This is a genomic window from Acerihabitans arboris, assembly GCF_010131535.1.
Classification (GTDB): domain Bacteria; phylum Pseudomonadota; class Gammaproteobacteria; order Enterobacterales; family Enterobacteriaceae; genus Acerihabitans; species Acerihabitans arboris.
Genome location: NZ_WUBS01000016.1, coordinates 97286 through 115224, shown reverse-complemented (window position 1 = coordinate 115224; position 17939 = coordinate 97286). Strand labels below are relative to the sequence as shown.

Below are 17939 nucleotides of genomic sequence, written 5' to 3'. Positions count from 1 at the left end.
GGTAAAATAACCCATCGTTTCCGGTTAACAATTCCTTTGTAAACCGGTTTACCAAAACGACGAAAAATCACCCGTTGCCGCTCCACTCGCAAGACATCGTCGCTTATGGATATTTGTATCGCCGAATCCCATCAAGCAGCTTTCATGCCATCGTGAATGGACGTGGGGAAAAATGTTGCCGGATTGTTTATGCAATTGGCTGTTTTTTAATGAAATAAAAAAATTCCGCGGTTAACGATCCCGCCGTTAGCCGGGCGGCCGGGTCCGGAACTGATTGCCGCGCCGTGCCGCATGATTGTGCAGGCCTGTGCCGCGATGGTGCAAAAATGTCACACCGGCGGATAGCGTTTTACCGAGTCGCGGCCAATCCATTCCACCGGGATGCGGGTGATCTGTTCGAACGCCTGGCCGCCGCCGAGCAGCTTCATCATGATTTCGATGGCGGTACGGCCCAGCAATCGGGCGGGCTGGCGAATGGTGGACAGGCGCGGGGTTATCAGCTCGGCGTAGCTGGCGTCATCGAAACCGACCAGCGACAATGCGTCGGGAGCGCTTTCGCCCCGTTGCCGCAGGCCGTCGAGCAGGCCCAGCACCAGGTAATCGCTGGCGGCGAACACCGCGCTCGGGGCGTCAGGCAGCGCCAGCAGCCGGTGCAGGGCGGCCTGGCCGAACTCGCGGCTGTAATCGCCATACAACACCCATTCCGGCGGGCAGGTCAAACCGGCGCGCGCCATTGCCAGCCTGAATCCTTCATGGCGTTCACGCACGCTCATCAGGGCGTCCGGTCCGCCGACAAAAGCGATACGCCGGTGCCCGGCGTCAAGCAAATGCTGGGTGGCCAATATGCCGCCCTGCACGTTGTCGACAAATACCTTCGGCACCGCGCTGCCCGGAATATCCTCGTCAATCAGCACGATACGCTGATGACCGGCGATTTCTTCGCGCAGCAGGCCGTTATCGGGCCGGTTGGTGGTGAACAGCAGGCCGTCCACCTGGCAGGTGTCCAGCCAGCGGATAAACTGACACTCCTTGTCGGGATTATTGCGGGTAATGCACAGCACCAGGCTGTAGTGATGTTCGGAGGCCGCTTCTTCCGCCGCATCGGCCAGCTCGGCAAAAAACGGGTTGGTGATATCCGGCAGCACCAGTCCGATGGTTTCGCTGCCGCCTTTGCTCAGGCGGCGGGCCAGGCTGTTGGCCCGGTAGTCCAGGCTGGCGATGGCATCCTCGATGCGCTTGACCGTGGCCTGCGGCAGGACGATGCTGTTATTCAGGTAGCGCGAGACAGTAGCCTTGGACAGGCCCGCCAGGTTGGCGACATCCGCAAGTATGACCCTTTTTTTAACCATCCATCCCACCGCCATCAGCGAACCCAGAGATATTGTTAACACATTTAGGTCAGTGGTTTATAGCCTTTTTTACCTTTTCCGGGCGCGATTCTGCGCGCCGATAATCAAATTAGCGCTTGACAAAAAAACGGCGGCGATTAATTGTAATTAACAGTTTACCTGCACCAAAGAGTAACCGGGAATTATTCCCAAGCCTGTCGGCTCCGTCCGCTAAATAACCTACATGGACAGGTTATGGAAGGGAGTTCAGCAGTGACGATATGACAGAACTTGGCGAGACCTATTTTCGCCTTGGAATGTTCTTTCGCGCTATCCGATATTTGTCCCGCCAAAAAATAATCCCTGATGCGTAAAGCGGCTAACGCTTTAGATTTCTCATCATGCCTGTAGCGTATTATTTCCGACGAGGACACCATTATGTCATTTCACGCCAGCACACGATTCATCCGTACTTTGGCCTGCTCGCTGAGCGCCGCGGCGCTTTTGGTCGGCGGGGTTTTAACCTCCGGGGCGATGGCCAAGGACGCGCCGCCTACCTATGCGCTGGTACAAATTAATCAGCAGGCGTTATTCTTTAACCTGATGAATAAAGGGGCGCAGGAAGCGGCGAAAGAGAGCGGCAAATCATTGGTTATATTTAATGCCAACGATAACCCGGTCGCGCAGAATGACGCCATCGAAAACTATATTCAACAGGGTGTAAAAGGCATTCTGGTTGACGCTATCGATGTCAATGGCATTATGCCGGCCATCAAGGAAGCGGCGGACGCCCATATACCGGTGATCGCCATCGACGCGGTGCTGCCGGATGGCCCGCATAAGTCCCAGGTAGGCGTGGATAATGTCAAAGGCGGCAAGATCCTCGGTGATTATTTTACCGATTATGTTCAGAAAAATATGGGCGGCAAAGCGAAGATCGGCATCGTCGGCGCCCTGAATTCAGCCATCCAGAATGCCCGCCAGAAAGGCTTTGAGGATGCGATAAAAGTGAATCCGGGCATCAACGTCGCCGATGTGGTGGACGGACGCAATATCCAGGATGACGCGCTGACCGCGGCGGAAAACCTGATCACCGGCAATCCGGATATGACCGCGATTTATGCCACCGGCGAACCGGCGCTGCTGGGCGCCATGGCCGCGGTGGTCAACCAGGGACGCCAGGGCGATATCAAGGTCTTCGGCTGGGACCTGACCGCCCAGGCGATTACCGGTATCGATCAGGGTTACGTGGCGGCGGTGTTGCAGCAGGATCCGCGGAAAATGGGCTCGGAAGCCTTGAAGGCATTGAATGCGGTTACCGCCGGCAAAAGCGTGGAAAAAACCATTTTGGTGCCGGCCGAGGTGGTGACCAAGGCCAATGTCGATACCTATCGGCCGCTGTTTAAATAAACCCGCTCGGGCCGCCGATGAACGCTACGATGCATTACGGGGGATGGGTCTTCCTGGTTTGCCAGGCATCCCGGCCCCGGCGGGGCCGGATTAGCCCGCCCGATCAGGCCAGGATGGCGCTCAGTTCGGCGCGGGTGGGAAAGGCGTTAAGCGTGCCGCTGCGCCCGATGGTGATCGCGGCCGCGGCGCCGGCATGCCGTAAGGCGGTTTCGTCCACCGGCAGGCCGCGCAGCAGCGCGGATGCCAGCATCACCGCCAGGAAGGTATCGCCCGCGCCGGTGGTATCCACCACCCGGCACGGCGCGGCTTCGGCCCGCAGTTGCCTTGCGCCCTGGAACAATAGCGCGCCGTCGGCGCCGAGGGTGACGACCAGCGCGCCGATGCCGCCGGCCAGCAGGTGCCGCGCGGCATCTGCCGTTTGCAGGTCCGCGCCAAGCAACCGGGCTTCGACGCTGTTCAGTACCACCAGATCGATAAGCGGCCAGAGCCCGGCGAATTCGGACTGGACCGGGGAGGGGTTAAATACCGTATATAACCGGCGGCCGCGGGCATACTCAAAAATAGCGCGGGTTTTGTCAAAGGAGAAATTGCCCTGCTGCAATACAACATCCCCCGGCCGGGCGTCGGCCAATACGGCGGTAATGTGCCGCAGCGATAACGTGTCGGCGGCGGTGGTGGTGGTAATATTGACGTTATCACCGTCGGCGCTGTTCAAAATAATCGACGTATCCGTCGCGCAGTCCAACGGATCGGCTGGAAATAACGTCAATGGTTCATGAGTTAATTTATCGCGGCACCAGTCTCCCTGATGGTCATTGCCGCGCGCGGCGATCAGGGTGGTTTTTACACCACAACGGGCCAATATTACGGCCTGGTTGGCGCCTTTTCCGCCCAGATCCTGCGATATTTTGTGGCCGTGAATCGATGCGCCTTTTTCAGGCAATTCATCAATCAGATAGGTCTGGTCGACGCCCATATTACCCACGACATAGACGTGCATAACTTATTCCTTAGAAGGTGAAACACAATGGCATCTATATCAGCAGAAAAACCCAGCGCAATACAAGATATATTTTCAAGGAAAAAAGCAGTTATTGGGGTAGTACATTGCGAGGCGTTTCCCGGCTCGCCACAATATAAAGGCCAGTCATTCGATAAAATAATCGATCGCGCGCTTTATGACGCCAAAAGTTATATCGAAGGCGGTGTGCATGGATTAATTGTCGAAAACCATGGCGATATTCCTTTTTCCAAACCCGAGGATATCGGCCCGGAAACGGCGGCGCTGATGTCGGTAATTACCGACCGTATCAAAATGGAATTCGGCATGCCGCTCGGCATTAACGTATTGGCTAATGCGGCGCTGCCGGCATTGGCGACGGCGCTGGCGGGCGGCGCGGATTTTATCCGGGTCAATCAGTGGGCGAATGCCTATATCGCCAACGAGGGTTTTATCGAGGGGGCGGCGGCCAAGGCGTTGCGTTATCGTAGCCTGCTGCGCGCCGAGCATATCCGGGTGTTTGCCGACAGCCATGTTAAACACGGCAGCCATGCCATCGTCGCCGATCGTTCCATCCAGGAACTGACCCGCGACGTGGATTTTTTCCAGGCCGACGCGGTGATCGCCACCGGCCAGCGCACCGGCGACAGCGCGACCCTGGAGGAAATTGATGAAATCCGCTCGGCCACGGCATTGCCGCTGCTGGTCGGTTCGGGCGTCACTCCCGATAACGTCGGGCAGATCCTGCTGCGCACCCAGGGCGTGATCGTGGCCAGCACCCTGAAAGTGGGCGGCGTGTGGTGGAACGAAGTGGAACCGGCGCGGGTTAAGCACTTTATGGCCGCGGCGCGGGCCGCGCTGGAGGCGTGATCATGGCCAGTTTTACCGAACAGCTACTGGCCGAACATCAAGCCACCTGGCGGGCCATGCAGCAGCACCGTTTTGTCACCGATATCGAACAGGACAAGCTGCCGGACCGGGTATTTAACCAGTACCTGGTATTTGAAGGCGATTTTGTCGCTACCGCCATCGGCATCTTCGCCCTGGCGGTCAGCAAGGCGCCGGGCATCCGCCAGCAGCGCTGGCTGGTGGGGGTACTCAATGCGCTGGTGGATGAACAGATGGGGTATTTCGAGGAAGTGCTGGCGCGGCGCAAAATCGATGTTAACGACTATCGGCGCGATTTGCCGGCGGTCGGCCGTTTTCGCGACGGGATGCTGGCGGCGGCGCAGCAGGGCGGCTACGCCGATATCATTACGCTGATGTTTGGCGCCGAGTGGATGTATTACACCTGGTGCCGGCGCGTAAGCGAGTCCGCGCAGGCGGACGGCGATTTGCGCCACTGGGTGGATATGCATGCCGCCGAGGAATTTTTTGCCCAGGCGCGCTGGTTAAAAGAAGAGCTGGATGCCTGCGCCGCGGCCATGGCGGACGACGAGCGCCGGCGTCTTTCGGTCCTTTACCGGCGGGTGCTGGAATGGGAAATTGATTTTCACGGCGCGGCTTATACGGAATAAATTTACGCCGGGCAAGCCCCCGGCGTAGGTTAAAAGGAAAATCCGCGCTCAAGGGCATGATGTGCTGGTTTGCCAGCAGGCTGCCCGGATAAGCCATCAGCCGGCGGTGGCCACCGGGTGATGTTTGCGCGCCAGGATCGGCTTGAGGAACCGCGCGGTATGCGAGGTTTCGCAGGCCGCCACCGTCTCCGGCGTGCCTGAAATCAGGATCTCCCCGCCGCCGTTGCCCCCTTCAGGGCCCAGATCGACAATCCAGTCCGCGGTTTTAATCACGTCCAGGTTATGCTCAATCACCACGATGGTATTGCCCTGATCGCGCAGCTGATGCAATACCGCCAGCAGCTGTTCGATATCTGCAAAATGCAGGCCGGTGGTCGGTTCATCAAGGATATACAGCGTCTGGCCGGTGCCGCGTTTCGACAGCTCGCGGGCCAGCTTGACGCGCTGCGCCTCGCCGCCGGACAGGGTGGTGGCCGACTGTCCCAGCCGTATATAGGACAGGCCCACGTCGATCAGGGTTTGCAGCTTGCGCGCCAGCGCGGGCACCGCGTCAAAGAACTCGCGTGCATCCTCGATGGTCATATCCAGCACTTCGTGGATATTTTTACCTTTATATTTCACTTCCAGGGTTTCGCGATTGTAACGCTGGCCTTTGCACTGATCGCACGGCACGTAGATATCCGGCAGGAAGTGCATTTCCACCTTGATTACCCCGTCGCCCTGACAGGCTTCGCAACGTCCGCCGCGCACGTTGAAACTAAAACGTCCCGGCGTATAACCGCGGGTACGGGACTCCGGCACCCCGGCAAACAGTTCCCGCACCGGCGTAAACACGCCGGTGTAGGTGGCGGGGTTGGAACGCGGCGTCCGCCCGATGGGGCTTTGGTCGATATCAATCACCTTATCGAAATGCTCCAGGCCCTGGATATCGCGGTAAGGCGCGACTTCGGTGGTGGTGGCGCCGTTCAGCTGGCGCTGCGCCACCGGAAACAGCGTGTCGTTAATCAGCGTCGATTTGCCGGAGCCCGATACGCCGGTGATACAGGTAAACAGGCCCACCGGCAGGGTCAGCGTCACGTCTTTGAGGTTATTGCCGCGGGCGCCGATAAGCTTCAGCACCTTGGTGGGATCGGCCGGTATCCGGTGCTCGGGAATGGCGATTTCGCGCTTGCCGCTCAGGAATTGGCCGGTCAGCGAGGCCGGATTAGCCATGATCTGCTCGGCGGTGCCTTCGGCGACGATTTCGCCGCCGTGCACCCCCGCGCCCGGGCCGATATCGATAATATGATCCGCCGACCGGATGGCGTCTTCATCATGCTCGACCACAATCACCGTATTGCCGAGGTTGCGCAAATGGATAAGCGTTTCCAGCAGGCGCTCGTTATCACGCTGGTGCAGCCCGATGGAGGGTTCGTCCAGCACGTACATCACGCCCACCAGGCCGGCGCCGATCTGGCTGGCCAGGCGGATGCGCTGCGCCTCGCCGCCGGACAGGGTTTCCGCCGAGCGGGACAACGAGAGGTAGTTCAGGCCGACGTTCACCAGGAACTTCAGCCGGTCGCGGATCTCCTTCAGGATTTTTTCCGCGATTTGGGCGCGCTGGCCGCTAAGTTTCATCTCATCAAAGAAACCCAGCGCGTTGCCGATGCCCATATCGGAAATGGTCGGCAGCGTGGTGTTTTCCACAAACACATGGCGCGCCTCGCGCCTAAGGCGGGTGCCGCCGCAGCTGGCGCAGGGACGATTGCTGATATATTTCGCCAGCTCTTCGCGCACCGCCGAGGATTCGGTCTCTTTATAGCGGCGTTCCATATTCGGCAGTACGCCCTCGAAGGGGTGGCGCCTGACGGAGCTGTCGCCGCGATCGTTGATATACCTGAACTCAATGGTTTCCTTGCCGGAGCCGAACAGGATTTTTTGCTGGACCGCGGCGTCGAGCGCGTTAAACGGCGCTTCCACGTCGAACTTATAGTGGTCCGCCAGTGAGCGCAGCATTTGGAAATAGTAGAAGTTACGCCGATCCCAGCCGCGAATGGCGCCGCCCGCCAGCGAGATTTCCTCGTTCTGCAATACCCGTTCCGGATCGAAGTACTGCTGCACGCCCAGGCCGTCGCAGGTAGGGCAGGCGCCCGCCGGGTTATTGAATGAAAACAGCCGGGGCTCCAGCTCCGGCATGCTATAGCCGCAGATGGGACAGGCGAAGTTGGCCGAGAACAGCATCTCTTCGGCCTTGCCGTCGTCCATCTCGGCCACCACTGCGGTGCCGCCGGACAGGCCGAGGGCGGTTTCAAACGATTCCGCCAGCCGCTGGGCCAGATCTTCGCGCACCTTAAAGCGGTCGACCACCACTTCGATGGTGTGCTTCTTTTGCAGCTCCAGCTTGGGCGGGTCGGAGAGATCGCACACTTCGCCGTCGATACGGGCGCGGATATAACCTTGGGTGGCCAGGCCTTCCAGGGTCTTGCTGTGCTCGCCTTTGCGGTCTTTGACGATCGGCGCCAGCAGCATCAGGCGTTTGCCTTCCGGCTGCGACAGCACGTTGTCCACCATCTGGCTGACGGTCTGCGCCGCCAGCGGCACGTCGTGATCGGGACAGCGCGGCTCGCCGACGCGGGCGAACAGCAGGCGCAGGTAGTCGTGGATCTCGGTAATGGTGCCGACGGTCGAGCGCGGGTTATGCGAGGTGGACTTCTGCTCGATGGAAATGGCGGGAGACAGGCCCTCGATATGGTCGACATCCGGTTTTTCCATCAACGACAGGAACTGGCGGGCATAAGCGGACAGCGATTCGACGTAGCGGCGCTGCCCTTCGGCATACAGGGTATCGAACGCCAGCGAGGACTTGCCGGAGCCGGACAGGCCGGTAATGACTATGAGCTTGTCGCGGGGAATAATCAGACTAATGTTTTTCAGATTGTGGGTACGAGCACCCCGAACTTCGATCTTATCCATTCAACTTAATCCCGACACCGGATGAATATTTACCGCCGGGGATGCCTGCAACGGCACACCCGGCGCGAAACGGACAATTATGACACAAAAAAAGCTGAACGAATATCCAGTATTGATTGTAACGTTAAACTCTGCATTCGGCGCGCTGCGATCGCCGCCGCATTGATTTTCACCCGTGTCCTTTGGGCATTTGCGTGGTAAACTTTACCGATTACACTTACGTAAACACAAAAGTAAAACATCTTATCAGGAGAGTCGACATGGCCAGCAGAGGCGTTAATAAAGTGATTCTAGTCGGAAATCTGGGCCAGGATCCGGAAGTCCGCTACATGCCGAACGGTGGCGCGGTGGCCAATATGACCCTGGCCACCTCCGAGAGCTGGCGCGACAAGCAGACCGGCGAGACCAAAGAGAAAACGGAATGGCACCGCGTGGTGCTGTTCGGCAAGCTGGCGGAAGTGGCCGGCGAGTATCTGAAAAAAGGCTCGCAGGTGTATATCGAAGGCGCGTTGCAGACCCGTAAATGGACCGATCAGGGCGGCCAGGAACGTTACACCACTGAAGTCGTGGTAAACGTCGGCGGCACCATGCAGATGCTGGGCGGTCGCCAGGGCGGCGGCGCTGCGGGTGCCGGCGCTGGCGCCGGTGGCGGCCAGCAGGGCGGCTGGGGCCAGCCTCAGCAGCCGCAGGGCAACAATGCCCAGTTCAGCGGCAACCCGGGCGGCGCGGCGCCGGCAGCGCCCGCGGCCGGTCGTCCCGCGGCGCAGAACAATGCGCCCGCCGGCGGCAATGAGCCGCCGATGGATTTTGACGATGACATTCCGTTCTGATTGCGATTTTGTTATATGAAACAAATGGTTATTGTGTCTTTTGTGATAGTCATAGGCTGACGGATCGCCTATTTCGAACCTGACTGAGCCTTAGAACCCCCGCCCTGCCTGGGGGCGGCACTTACCCCGTTAACGGCGGGACGACGGCGCGTAGAACGGCTCGCGCGGCGTTTCCGCCGCCAGGTAATCGCGGTAAAAATCCTTTACATGCGGGAATACCGCCTTGCCCAGCTCGCGGCGGGCCTGCTCGTCGGCGGTGCGGGGCGCGGCCAGCTTTTGCGCGATGTCATTCAGCACGTCCGTGCGATTAACCCGCGTAAACTGCCCCCGATGGCAGACCTCCTCGCCCTGGATAAATACGCTCTCGATATCCCTGGCGCGCGCCCGCTGGACCAGCACATCCAGCAGGGGAATATCCTCATCCTGATAGGGCCAGGTGATGCTTTGCCAGTCGAACAGCACCGCATCCGCCAGTTTCCCCGGTTCCAGCCGGCCGATCTGCCCGGCGAACGGAGTAGTCCTGGCGCCGCCTTCGGTGGCCATGCGCACGATTTCAGCGCAGGACGGCACTTCATCGTCATCCATGCCGGGCACGCGATGCACCCGCAACGCCAGGCGCATCTCCTGCAGCATATCGCGATCTTCGTTGATGCCCGCTTCATCCAGCCCAAGCCCCACCACCAGGCCGTGCCGGCGAAAGGCGTTCAGCGGTGCGACGCCGCTGCGCAGGCGCAGATTAGAACTGCAGTTATGGCACACGCAGGTCCCTGTTGCCGCCGCCAGTTCAATATCGGCCTCATTCAGCCAGACGCCATGTCCGAGGGTCAGCGACGGCCCCAGCAAACCCAGCTTATGTAAATGCGCCAAGGCCGTTCCGCCGGTGCGCCTGCGGGCGTACTCACGCTGGTAAGCGGTTTCGACCAGATGCATATGCATCGGCACGCCGGCGTTATCCGCTTCCGCTTTGATCGCCTGTAATGCCTCATCGCCGCACCAGTGCAGGTTCGCGGGCGCCAGCTGAATGCGCGTCAGCGACTGGCCCTGGTTATCCGCCGCCAGCATACGGAACAGCTTGAGGTGATCGTCCAGCGGCAGCCGCTGCTTTTTCAGGTGAGCGGCCAGCTGCGGCTGGATGTCAGCCGGCACCCGGGCAACAAACTGTTCATCGGCGTCATAGACCAGCAAATTCTGCTCGCGCACCGCGAAGCTGTAGGAGGCGCGCATGCCAATCTCCCGGTAGGCGGCAAGCACCGCGCCGGCCGCGTCATGGATCGTTTCCAGCGTCCCGGGCCGCCAGCCGTGGATATGCTGTACCGTGGTGATGCCGGAGGCGATCATCTCAAAAGCGGAATACAGGGTATCAAGCCGCAAATCCACTTCGCGCGCGCCCATGCGGCTGGCAAACCAGAGTTCCAGCGCATAATCGGGAGAGCCCAGTTGCAGCGGGGTTAATCCCACATGATGATGACTGTTGACAAAACCCGGCATCAGGACGTGTTGCATGGAACCGAAGCGCCGGGCCTGCGGATATTGGGCGATCAGGTCATCGGCTTTACCTATGTCCTGGATGACGCCGTCCTTTTGGTAAAGCGCGCCCTGTTCCACCACGATCGGGCGACCATCGTCGCCGATCCCCTGGATCAGGGTACCTGCTAACATCAATGATTCAGACATATTGATATCCTGTATCTGTGAGATTATCGCACCCAGCCGTGTGGCACGGGTCCAAACAGATCGCCGCGACGATCGTTGAAATAGCGCATTTGCCGACGGATCCGACTGAACCGCTGGTAATGCAGCGTCGCCTTCACTTCCCCCGCTCCCTGGTGGCGAGGGCGGTGCGCCAGCATCGCGCCGTCGGCGTCGATGACGCAGGACTCGCCGTAATTATCCGTTGCCATGCCATCCAGCCATTCCTGGCCCACTTTGTTGGCGCAAACCACCATCAGGCCGTTCTCCTTGGCATGCGTACGCAATTCGCCGAGGAAGAAGGCCGTGTCATCGCCGCCGCTGCCGGCGACGGGAACAATGACCAGCTCGACCCCCGCCTGGCGCAGCGCGCGCCAGCATTCGGGAAAGCGGCGGTCATAGCAGATCAAAACCGCACAGCGCCAACCTTCAATATCAAACGTTTGCAGCCCGTCGCCCGGTGTAAAATGCGCGGCTTCGTCAAAGCCGGGCGCGGGATAGTCATTTACCGGCAAATGTAATTTTCGCGCCAGGGCGCCGTCGCCCAACATCTGTCCGCGCCGATCAAAGCCGATGACCGCGTTGTAATAACGCCCGCGTTGGCTATCGTGCTCATAAAGCGGCAGTAAAATAGCGCATTCCAGCCGTTGGGCCAGCGCCGCGCACCAGCCGGCGCTCTCACCCTGGACGGATTCGGCCCAGTGGCGGTATCTTTCCGCCGGCGCCGCGCAAAAATAGGGTGTCAGCGCCAATTCCGGCAGCGCCACCAGGCGTGCGCCGGCGTCGGCGGCGCGGGAAACGGCGGCCGTCAACATCTGGCGATTACGCGCCAGGTCCAGGCTGCCCGGCGGCATTTGCAACGCGGCAACAGGCAGGCTGGGCGATCTCATCAGCCCACCTCCTGTTCTGCAAATGCGCGATCTACTTCATCACGCAGGAGATCGATAAGATGATCGCTGAGCTGATGGAACGCGGGGCTTTTGGGATCGCGCGGCCGGGGGAGGTCGATAGGGATGATTTCTTTAATGCCGCCCGGACGCGCGGTAAATACCACCACCCGATCCGCCAGCGCCACGGCTTCATCAATATGGTGGGTGACAAAAATCATCGATACGCCGGTTTGCCGCCAGATGCGGATGAGAAAGTCCTGCATTTTCGCCCGCGTCTGGACATCCAGGGCCGCAAAGGGTTCATCCAGCAACAGCGCTTCGGGATTCAGCGCCAGCGCCCTGGCCATCGCCACCCGCTGGCGCATGCCGCCTGAGAGTTGATCCGGCCGTTTATCCGCGGCATCGGCCAGCCCGACGTTTTGCAGGATGGCCTGCGCCCGTTTTAACCTTTGCTCTTTAGACATGCCCTGCATCTTCAGGCCGAAGGCGACATTCTCCGCCACCGTAAGCCAGGGATAGAGCGACGCTTCCTGAAACACAAACCCGCGATCGGTGCCCGGCCGGGCCACTGCGGCGCCCCCGCAGCGAATCGTTCCTGTGCTGACCGGTTCCAGCCCGGCAATCATATACAGCAAGGTACTTTTACCGCAGCCGCTGGGGCCGAGAAGCACGACAAACTCACCCCGTGCCACCTGCAAATTGACGTTCTCCAGCGCGGCGAAAGAGGCGCCGCGCGCGTCAATCCAGACTTTACCCACGTTGCTGCAATCGATCAGCGGGGGTTGGGAGCCGATGTTCTGCGTCATTTGCTTCCTCCAGCATGGTTTTCAGGTACCCAGTAAAGAAGTTTTTTCTGTACGTTGCGCAATAACAGATCGAAAACAAATCCGGTGATGCCGATGATGGTCATGGTGAAGAACGACAGGCTGGAATTAAACGTGTTGCGCGCCTGCATCACGATTTGCCCCAGTCCGCTGCCGACCCCCGTCGCCTCCGCCACCAGCACAATCATCCAGGCGCCGAACAGATTCATGCGCAGCACGAAAAATAACGAAGGCAGGATGGCGGGAATGATGACGTAACGAAAGGTTTGTGCCCGGGTCGCCCCCATCACCGCCGCCACGTTGAGATGCGTTTTGCCGACGCCCTCAATCTGGCTGATAGTGGACACGGTCATGACAAAAAACAGCGAAATAAACACCATAAAAATCGCCGGCGGATTGCCGATGCCAAAGATAAAGATGGCGACCGGCAGCCAGGCGATGGGCGAGATAGGCGCCAGCAGGGTAATCGTCGGCAATACCAGCTTGCCGAACAGGCGGAAATAACAAATCGCCAGGCCGCACGACAGGCTCAGGATAAAACCGAGGGCCAGCCCCGCCATCACGCGGCCCACCGTGGCGAGAATGGTTTTTCCCAACGACAATAAGGCGGTGTCGTCGGTGATCTGGCCGATGACATCGGTTGGGATAAAATATTGTGCCTGCCGGGCAAAATTCGCCAGGAAGATATGCGGCGGCGGCAATAACAGCGGATTTAATCCTCCGAAAGCCCACATGGCCTCCCAGATCCCGGTAAACAGGGCGACCGAGGCCACGCCCCAGCCGACGCGGGAGAAGAATGGTCCCCAGCCGCGCCCTTTGGGCCGCCTGAGCGGGGGATTGAGACCACCGGGAGAAACGCCGGCATTTTTAACCGGCTTTTGCAGGGTATCCGCCTTCATGCGCTTTTCAGCTCCAGCGCGCCATATAAGTCGGGGTTTTCCTTAATCACCTCGTTAAGCAATGACCAGTCGAAGATATCCGCGCCCGGAACCTGCTGGATATAACGTAATTCCTTAAGATTGTTGGCGCGTTGCAGGATAAAATCCTGGTTTTGCCGCTGATCGATCATCGCGGGTTGTTTTGTCGCGGCATCCAGCGTGGCTTCGTAACTGGTCTTGAAGTATTTGCCCACGGTGTCTTTTACCGCCGCCGCCCGATCGGTTTCTTCCTGGTGTTGCGCAATCATCATGCCCTTGATCAAGGCCTTAACCGCGTCACGGTTTTCCGCCAGGACGGAGGCGCGCACCGCCAGCACGCAATCGCTGTAGTTCTTACCGTAAATGTCGACGCCGTCGGATAGCCGGACTGCGCCCGGGCGCGATTGCACGGCCTGGGTAGCGTAGGGTTCGATATGGCACATGGCGTCGATATTGCCATTGATAAAGGCCTGGGCCAGCTCCGGCGACGTGCCGAAATAGCGCACCTTCACATCGGCGAAGCCCATACCCGCTTTTTTGAGATAGTCATATGGCAGCATTTCCAGCGTATCCGCCTGGAAGGTTCCCAACGTCTTGCCACGCAGCTTTTCGGCGGAGTCGATGCCCTGCTGGGAAACAATGACACAGCCTTGCACGCCGGAACCGGCCACGATTTTGATCGGCGCTCCCTGGGCGTAAAGCGTGATGAAGTTGGTATAAGGGAGCACGGTCACATCCACCAACCCGGCGCCGAACAGGGCCGCAATGTCGGCATTGGTCGGCGTGGTCACGAAATCCAGCGCGACATTTTTCGCCAGCCCGCGCTCTTTGACCAGGAAGAACGGGCAGTTGCACAAGCCCGTGCCATGCGTCGCTTTAAAGGTGGTGATATCCGCCGCCAGGGCGGGTTGGGCGATAAGGTATTTGCCCAGCGCCAGTCCGCCGGCCGCCAGCGCGCTGTGCTTAAGGAAGTGGCGCCGATTGATATCGAAGCCATTTAGCCGCGGGAAAACCCGTTTTGTTGACATAATCCTGTTCTCCTGGTGTCGATGAAAGCGCGAACGAACCCCTGCCTGGAAAGCATATTGTCCGTCGGTGGACTAGCGTGGCCTGTTGTTGCGAATCTTGCGTATTGCGGCCTGTCGCCGCGTGTATTCAGTAAGCCGCTTGCGCCAGCAGGGCGGATAACCGGCTGAAATCCAGCACGGCCGATGGGTTGTCCGGCGGCGTCAGCCTGCCCATCGCCCCCAGCGACTGGAATCGATTGGTGATGGTATCGGCCAGATGGCGTATATCAATTTGTGAAGGCTGCCGCGCCAAGCCCTGCAACAATACGTCCGGGGTAAAACCGGGATAAAATGGCGCCACGCTTGCCAGGGCGCCCTGCGGATCCTGCCTGATCGTGCTTTCAGCCTGTATCAGGGCTTTGATCACCGCGTCGACCTGGTCCGGGTGCCGTTGTAAAAAACCGGCGCGCGCGACCAGCACGGTATCGGGATAGGCCGTTCCCCAGACTTCCCCGGCATCACACATTTTTTTATAGCCCCGTTGTTCCAACTGGCTTATCACCGGTTCGATAAAGGTGCAGGCGTCTACCTCGCACCGATGCATGGCGGTTATTGCGTGGCCCAGGGTGGTAAAATAACGGATATCACCGTGGCGCCACGCGCCTTGGTAATGGCAAATGACATCGTGCAGCAGCACTTCCATCGGATCCTCGAAAAAGGTACCCCAGCGCAGGGTGGCGGGTTTCGCCGCGACGCAATCGGGGTGAGCCATCACCGCCATGCCGCCAATGCCGCTGCCCGCGATAATCCGCAGCGGATCCGCCGCGTAAAAGTCACGCAACGGCTGGGTAAATCCCGTGGTGCCTATCTGCGCTGCGCCGCTTCTGAGTAATGCGATGGTGGAGGCCGTGCCGTTAAGCTCCGGCACCCTCACCGTCAATCCTTGATCGCGGAAATAACCGTGCGCCTGCGCCACGAACAAGGGCAGGTTGGAAAGCGCTTCACCATGAGCCAGTACCAATTCAGTCATGTGCGTAATCCACAAGGTGATCAAGGATTGTCGACAATCGCCTACGGCAACGTGGCTTGAGGATCGTTGCGGCAGAGGATATGGGCTAGTTTTGACAATAAGATCATGTAAAATTGATGTCAATAATTATTTAAATTGTTCATCAGTTTTATTTTAGTGATATGCATTTCTTATGAAAGGCGTTTTTACGCTTTGCGCGGGGGAAAATATGGCGGGAAAAAAAGAGCGCCTAAGGCGCTCTTTTTACTGGTAAAACCAGCGGATGATATGATGAGGATAAAAAAATGGCTTCCCGGCCGACGGCGCCAGATATAAGAAATTTAACTCCCCGTGCCGAGCAGGATCTCTTCCAGATCTTTCTCTTCATCCTCAGGTTCTTCCAGATGAAGTGAATTTTCGATTCCCAGCAGATGATCCAGCATCAGCTTTTGCGCGCGCATGCTGTCCCGCGCTTCGACCGCATCGACCAGCAGTTCATGTTCATTGTGCTGACAGGTTACATCCGTCGGCGTGTCATACAGCAGGATGGTCAGGCAGGTCAGTAACTGCAGCCCGCGTACCGTTCTTTCAAGAAAACGGTTCCCCGCCAGGGAGGCCAGCAGCACATGGAACTCGCCCGATAAGCGCACTATTTTACGGCGATCGCTGGTCAGCCGGGCTTCCTCTTCCTGCTTAACGTGCTGGCGTAGCAGCTTGATTTCCTGGGCCGTGACACGCTGGCAAATATTTTCCAGCAAGGGTACCTCGACATAGCGCCGGGCCTGGAAAAACTCTTTCGCCTCCGCAATGGTCGGGCTGGCAATAAAGGCGCCGCGGTTAGGCAGGATCTCCACCACGCGCTCAAACGCCATCTGTTGCAAGGCTTCCCTTACCACGGTGCGCGATACCTTAAAAATGGTCGCCAGCTTTTCTTCCGTTAGCTTGGTGCCGGGCTTGAGGCGATGCTCTGAGATAGCATTCATCAATATCTCATAAACCGCGCTGCGATCCCTGGCGCACAGCGTAGCGGCGGCCTGCATATTCTCATCTGTCGGGCGTTTCGCTCTGGCCATGTTAAATGACTCAGCCTCCTAAACCATAACGCGGGAATTAACATCAGCATTCATTCATGACAATCATGACACCAATATGTATATACGCTCAAGAGAAATTGTTAACCGTTAAAATAAATTATGTCTATCAGTCCATTGTTACCCGCGCTTGACGTTCCCGCCTTACCTCCATACACGCGCCGAATAAGTCGCTTCGGCCAAGCGAGGGTAAATCCCTAGCGGATGATTTAACGCCCCGGCCGATGATAGTTACCCTTTACCGGGCAATTGTTGGCGAAAATCACTTCTTTCGTTAAAAAATCGTACTATTTTACAAGATCAATTCCGGCCTTGTGGCGATTATCAAACCGGGTTATTCCTTTTTACAGAATTCGCTTCAATAAAAGTCGTATCAATAATGGGGCCATACTATGGATCATATTGTGTATGTTGTTGACGATGATGATTCGGTAAGACAATCCATCGTTCGGCTACTAGGGTCGGAAGACCTGAACGTAGCCGATTTCTCCTCGGCGCGGGCGTTCCTTGACCAGCGTCTTGGCACCCTGCCCAGCTGTTTGATTCTTGATATGAACATGCCGGTGGCGGATGGGTTCCAGGTCCTGGCCGAACTCGAAAAATCGGGCCGGGAAATGCCGATTATCTTTATCACCGGTTTCGGCACCATCCCCCTCTCTGTTCGGGCGATGAAGGCCGGGGCCTGCGAGTTTTTAACCAAGCCGATCAGGTCCGAGGACCTGATCAACGCCGTGCGCGAGGGGTTGTCGGCGGCGGAAAAAAACTTCTCGTTCCTGATGGAGCAATCGAGCCTGACCCTGCGGCATCAAACCCTGACGCCCCGTGAGCGCGAAGTGCTGGGCCTGGCGATTGGCGGCCTGCTGAATAAACAAATTGCCACGGCGCTGGGCGTGAGTGAAATTACCGCCAAGGTCCATAAAAGACGGGTGATGGAAAAAATGCAAACCCGCTCCCTGGCCGACCTGGTCAGGGCGGCGGAACGCCTGCACATCGTCAAATCACAAAGTCGCTAGTTAACATCGTTACGTGAGGACCATCATTATGCCTGCCAACATGAATGGCGATCGCCTCGCCAGCCTCAAAACCATTTCAGCATCATTACGTAAACTGCATAAGGCCCTGATTGATCTGGAGACAGCGCGCTTTGGCCAGATTGGCAGCCCGTTTGAGCATTTGCAACTGGTGAGCTGCCATCCGCAGTTCGCCTGGATCCGGCGACTGTCGGAGATTTTGGTGGAACTGGACGAGCGTCTGGATGAACCGGATGAGATCGAGGCCGCGACGGTCCTGTCATATAAATCCGTCATTGAGCGTTTGCTTGCGCTGGGGCCGGAGAACGATACGGAATTTTCTAAAAAATATATCGCCGCGCTCCAGGAATCAACGGACGTGGCGATGGCGCACGGCGCCCTGCGGCATCTGCTGTTTTTGCTTAATGATGCGTCCGGCGTGGAGGGTAATGCGCCGATATAATA

At 58.4% G+C, this 17939-nt stretch carries 16 protein-coding genes; 6 read left to right on the top strand and 10 right to left on the bottom strand.

The window, feature by feature from the left end:
* Positions 1 to 329: 329 nt before the first annotated feature.
* Positions 330 to 1349: a LacI family DNA-binding transcriptional regulator gene (locus GRH90_RS20715; RefSeq protein WP_162367866.1), complete on the bottom strand. Its 1020-nt coding sequence runs from the start codon at positions 1347 to 1349 to the stop codon at positions 330 to 332.
* Between the two features lie 417 nt (positions 1350 to 1766).
* Between GRH90_RS20715 and GRH90_RS20710 the strand changes: the two genes are divergently transcribed.
* Complete coding sequence (locus tag GRH90_RS20710; RefSeq protein ID WP_178113286.1) at positions 1767 to 2738, top strand: ABC transporter substrate-binding protein; 972 nt, start codon at positions 1767 to 1769, stop codon at positions 2736 to 2738.
* A gap of 103 nt (positions 2739 to 2841) precedes the next feature.
* Here GRH90_RS20710 and GRH90_RS20705 read toward each other — a convergent pair whose 3' ends face one another.
* Positions 2842 to 3738 carry a PfkB family carbohydrate kinase gene (locus GRH90_RS20705; RefSeq protein WP_162367865.1) on the bottom strand — a complete coding sequence of 299 codons (897 nt, stop codon included), beginning with the start codon at positions 3736 to 3738 and terminating at the stop codon, positions 2842 to 2844.
* 27 nt (positions 3739 to 3765) lie between these two features.
* Here GRH90_RS20705 and GRH90_RS20700 point away from each other — a divergent pair, with 27 nt between their 5' ends.
* Positions 3766 to 4608, top strand: coding sequence for a BtpA/SgcQ family protein (locus GRH90_RS20700; RefSeq protein WP_162367864.1), 843 nt, complete (start codon positions 3766 to 3768; stop codon positions 4606 to 4608).
* A gap of 2 nt (positions 4609 to 4610) precedes the next feature.
* Positions 4611 to 5255, top strand: a complete 645-nt coding sequence (locus GRH90_RS20695) for a TenA family protein (protein WP_162367863.1) — start codon at positions 4611 to 4613, stop codon at positions 5253 to 5255.
* A gap of 96 nt (positions 5256 to 5351) precedes the next feature.
* Here GRH90_RS20695 and uvrA read toward each other — a convergent pair whose 3' ends face one another.
* Positions 5352 to 8207 (bottom strand): excinuclease ABC subunit UvrA, encoded by a 2856-nt coding sequence (uvrA, locus tag GRH90_RS20690; protein ID WP_162367862.1) that lies wholly within the window; start codon positions 8205 to 8207, stop codon positions 5352 to 5354.
* 260 nt (positions 8208 to 8467) lie between these two features.
* On the opposite strand from uvrA, the gene GRH90_RS20685 reads away from it, so the two are divergent.
* Positions 8468 to 9037 (top strand): single-stranded DNA-binding protein, encoded by a 570-nt coding sequence (locus GRH90_RS20685; RefSeq protein ID WP_162367861.1) that lies wholly within the window; start codon positions 8468 to 8470, stop codon positions 9035 to 9037.
* Between the two features lie 129 nt (positions 9038 to 9166).
* Here GRH90_RS20685 and GRH90_RS20680 read toward each other — a convergent pair whose 3' ends face one another.
* The 7 genes from GRH90_RS20680 to GRH90_RS20650 form a co-directional block, all read right to left on the bottom strand.
* Positions 9167 to 10711, bottom strand: a complete 1545-nt coding sequence (locus GRH90_RS20680; protein WP_162367860.1) for an amidohydrolase family protein — start codon at positions 10709 to 10711, stop codon at positions 9167 to 9169.
* Between the two features lie 23 nt (positions 10712 to 10734).
* Positions 10735 to 11616: a carbon-nitrogen hydrolase family protein gene (locus GRH90_RS20675; RefSeq protein ID WP_162367859.1), complete on the bottom strand. Its 882-nt coding sequence runs from the start codon at positions 11614 to 11616 to the stop codon at positions 10735 to 10737.
* On the bottom strand, positions 11616 to 12422 hold the full coding sequence (locus GRH90_RS20670; RefSeq protein ID WP_162367858.1) for an ABC transporter ATP-binding protein: 807 nt from the start codon (positions 12420 to 12422) through the stop codon (positions 11616 to 11618). The genes GRH90_RS20675 and GRH90_RS20670 overlap by 1 nt, the downstream gene beginning before the upstream one ends.
* Entirely contained in the window at positions 12419 to 13339 is a 921-nt protein-coding gene (locus GRH90_RS20665; RefSeq protein WP_162367857.1) for an ABC transporter permease, read from the bottom strand. The genes GRH90_RS20670 and GRH90_RS20665 overlap by 4 nt, the downstream gene beginning before the upstream one ends.
* On the bottom strand, positions 13336 to 14385 hold the full coding sequence (locus GRH90_RS20660) for an ABC transporter substrate-binding protein (protein ID WP_162367856.1): 1050 nt from the start codon (positions 14383 to 14385) through the stop codon (positions 13336 to 13338). Before GRH90_RS20660 ends, GRH90_RS20665 begins: the two co-directional genes overlap by 4 nt.
* 127 nt (positions 14386 to 14512) lie before the next feature.
* A complete protein-coding gene (locus GRH90_RS20655; RefSeq protein WP_162367855.1) occupies positions 14513 to 15394 on the bottom strand; it encodes an ABC transporter substrate-binding protein in 882 nt (293 codons plus the stop codon).
* Positions 15395 to 15714: 320 nt separating this feature from the next.
* On the bottom strand, positions 15715 to 16446 hold the full coding sequence (locus tag GRH90_RS20650) for a GntR family transcriptional regulator (protein ID WP_218586271.1): 732 nt from the start codon (positions 16444 to 16446) through the stop codon (positions 15715 to 15717).
* Positions 16447 to 16856: 410 nt separating this feature from the next.
* On the opposite strand from GRH90_RS20650, the gene GRH90_RS20645 reads away from it, so the two are divergent.
* Positions 16857 to 17477, top strand: a complete 621-nt coding sequence (locus GRH90_RS20645) for a response regulator transcription factor (protein WP_162367854.1) — start codon at positions 16857 to 16859, stop codon at positions 17475 to 17477.
* A 28-nt stretch (positions 17478 to 17505) separates the two neighbouring features.
* Positions 17506 to 17937 (top strand): hypothetical protein, encoded by a 432-nt coding sequence (locus tag GRH90_RS20640; protein ID WP_162367853.1) that lies wholly within the window; start codon positions 17506 to 17508, stop codon positions 17935 to 17937.
* Positions 17938 to 17939 lie beyond the last annotated feature (2 nt).

What these genes read in the sequence shown, in the direction of transcription:
- GRH90_RS20695 (WP_162367863.1), top strand. Translation starts at nt 4,611, where the DNA reads ATGGCCAGTTTTACCGAACAGCTACTGGCCGAACATCAAGCCACCTGG.
- GRH90_RS20675 (WP_162367859.1), bottom strand. Translation starts at nt 11,616, where the DNA reads ATGAGATCGCCCAGCCTGCCTGTTGCCGCGTTGCAAATGCCGCCGGGC.
- GRH90_RS20680 (WP_162367860.1), bottom strand. Translation starts at nt 10,711, where the DNA reads ATGTCTGAATCATTGATGTTAGCAGGTACCCTGATCCAGGGGATCGGC.
- GRH90_RS20685 (WP_162367861.1), top strand. Translation starts at nt 8,468, where the DNA reads ATGGCCAGCAGAGGCGTTAATAAAGTGATTCTAGTCGGAAATCTGGGC.
- GRH90_RS20665 (WP_162367857.1), bottom strand. Translation starts at nt 13,339, where the DNA reads ATGAAGGCGGATACCCTGCAAAAGCCGGTTAAAAATGCCGGCGTTTCT.
- GRH90_RS20705 (WP_162367865.1), bottom strand. Translation starts at nt 3,738, where the DNA reads ATGCACGTCTATGTCGTGGGTAATATGGGCGTCGACCAGACCTATCTG.
- GRH90_RS20645 (WP_162367854.1), top strand. Translation starts at nt 16,857, where the DNA reads ATGGATCATATTGTGTATGTTGTTGACGATGATGATTCGGTAAGACAA.
- GRH90_RS20640 (WP_162367853.1), top strand. Translation starts at nt 17,506, where the DNA reads ATGCCTGCCAACATGAATGGCGATCGCCTCGCCAGCCTCAAAACCATT.
- GRH90_RS20670 (WP_162367858.1), bottom strand. Translation starts at nt 12,422, where the DNA reads ATGACGCAGAACATCGGCTCCCAACCCCCGCTGATCGATTGCAGCAAC.
- GRH90_RS20650 (WP_218586271.1), bottom strand. Translation starts at nt 16,446, where the DNA reads ATGGCCAGAGCGAAACGCCCGACAGATGAGAATATGCAGGCCGCCGCT.
- uvrA (WP_162367862.1), bottom strand. Translation starts at nt 8,207, where the DNA reads ATGGATAAGATCGAAGTTCGGGGTGCTCGTACCCACAATCTGAAAAAC.
- GRH90_RS20715 (WP_162367866.1), bottom strand. Translation starts at nt 1,349, where the DNA reads ATGGTTAAAAAAAGGGTCATACTTGCGGATGTCGCCAACCTGGCGGGC.
- GRH90_RS20710 (WP_178113286.1), top strand. Translation starts at nt 1,767, where the DNA reads ATGTCATTTCACGCCAGCACACGATTCATCCGTACTTTGGCCTGCTCG.
- GRH90_RS20700 (WP_162367864.1), top strand. Translation starts at nt 3,766, where the DNA reads ATGGCATCTATATCAGCAGAAAAACCCAGCGCAATACAAGATATATTT.
- GRH90_RS20655 (WP_162367855.1), bottom strand. Translation starts at nt 15,394, where the DNA reads ATGACTGAATTGGTACTGGCTCATGGTGAAGCGCTTTCCAACCTGCCC.
- GRH90_RS20660 (WP_162367856.1), bottom strand. Translation starts at nt 14,385, where the DNA reads ATGTCAACAAAACGGGTTTTCCCGCGGCTAAATGGCTTCGATATCAAT.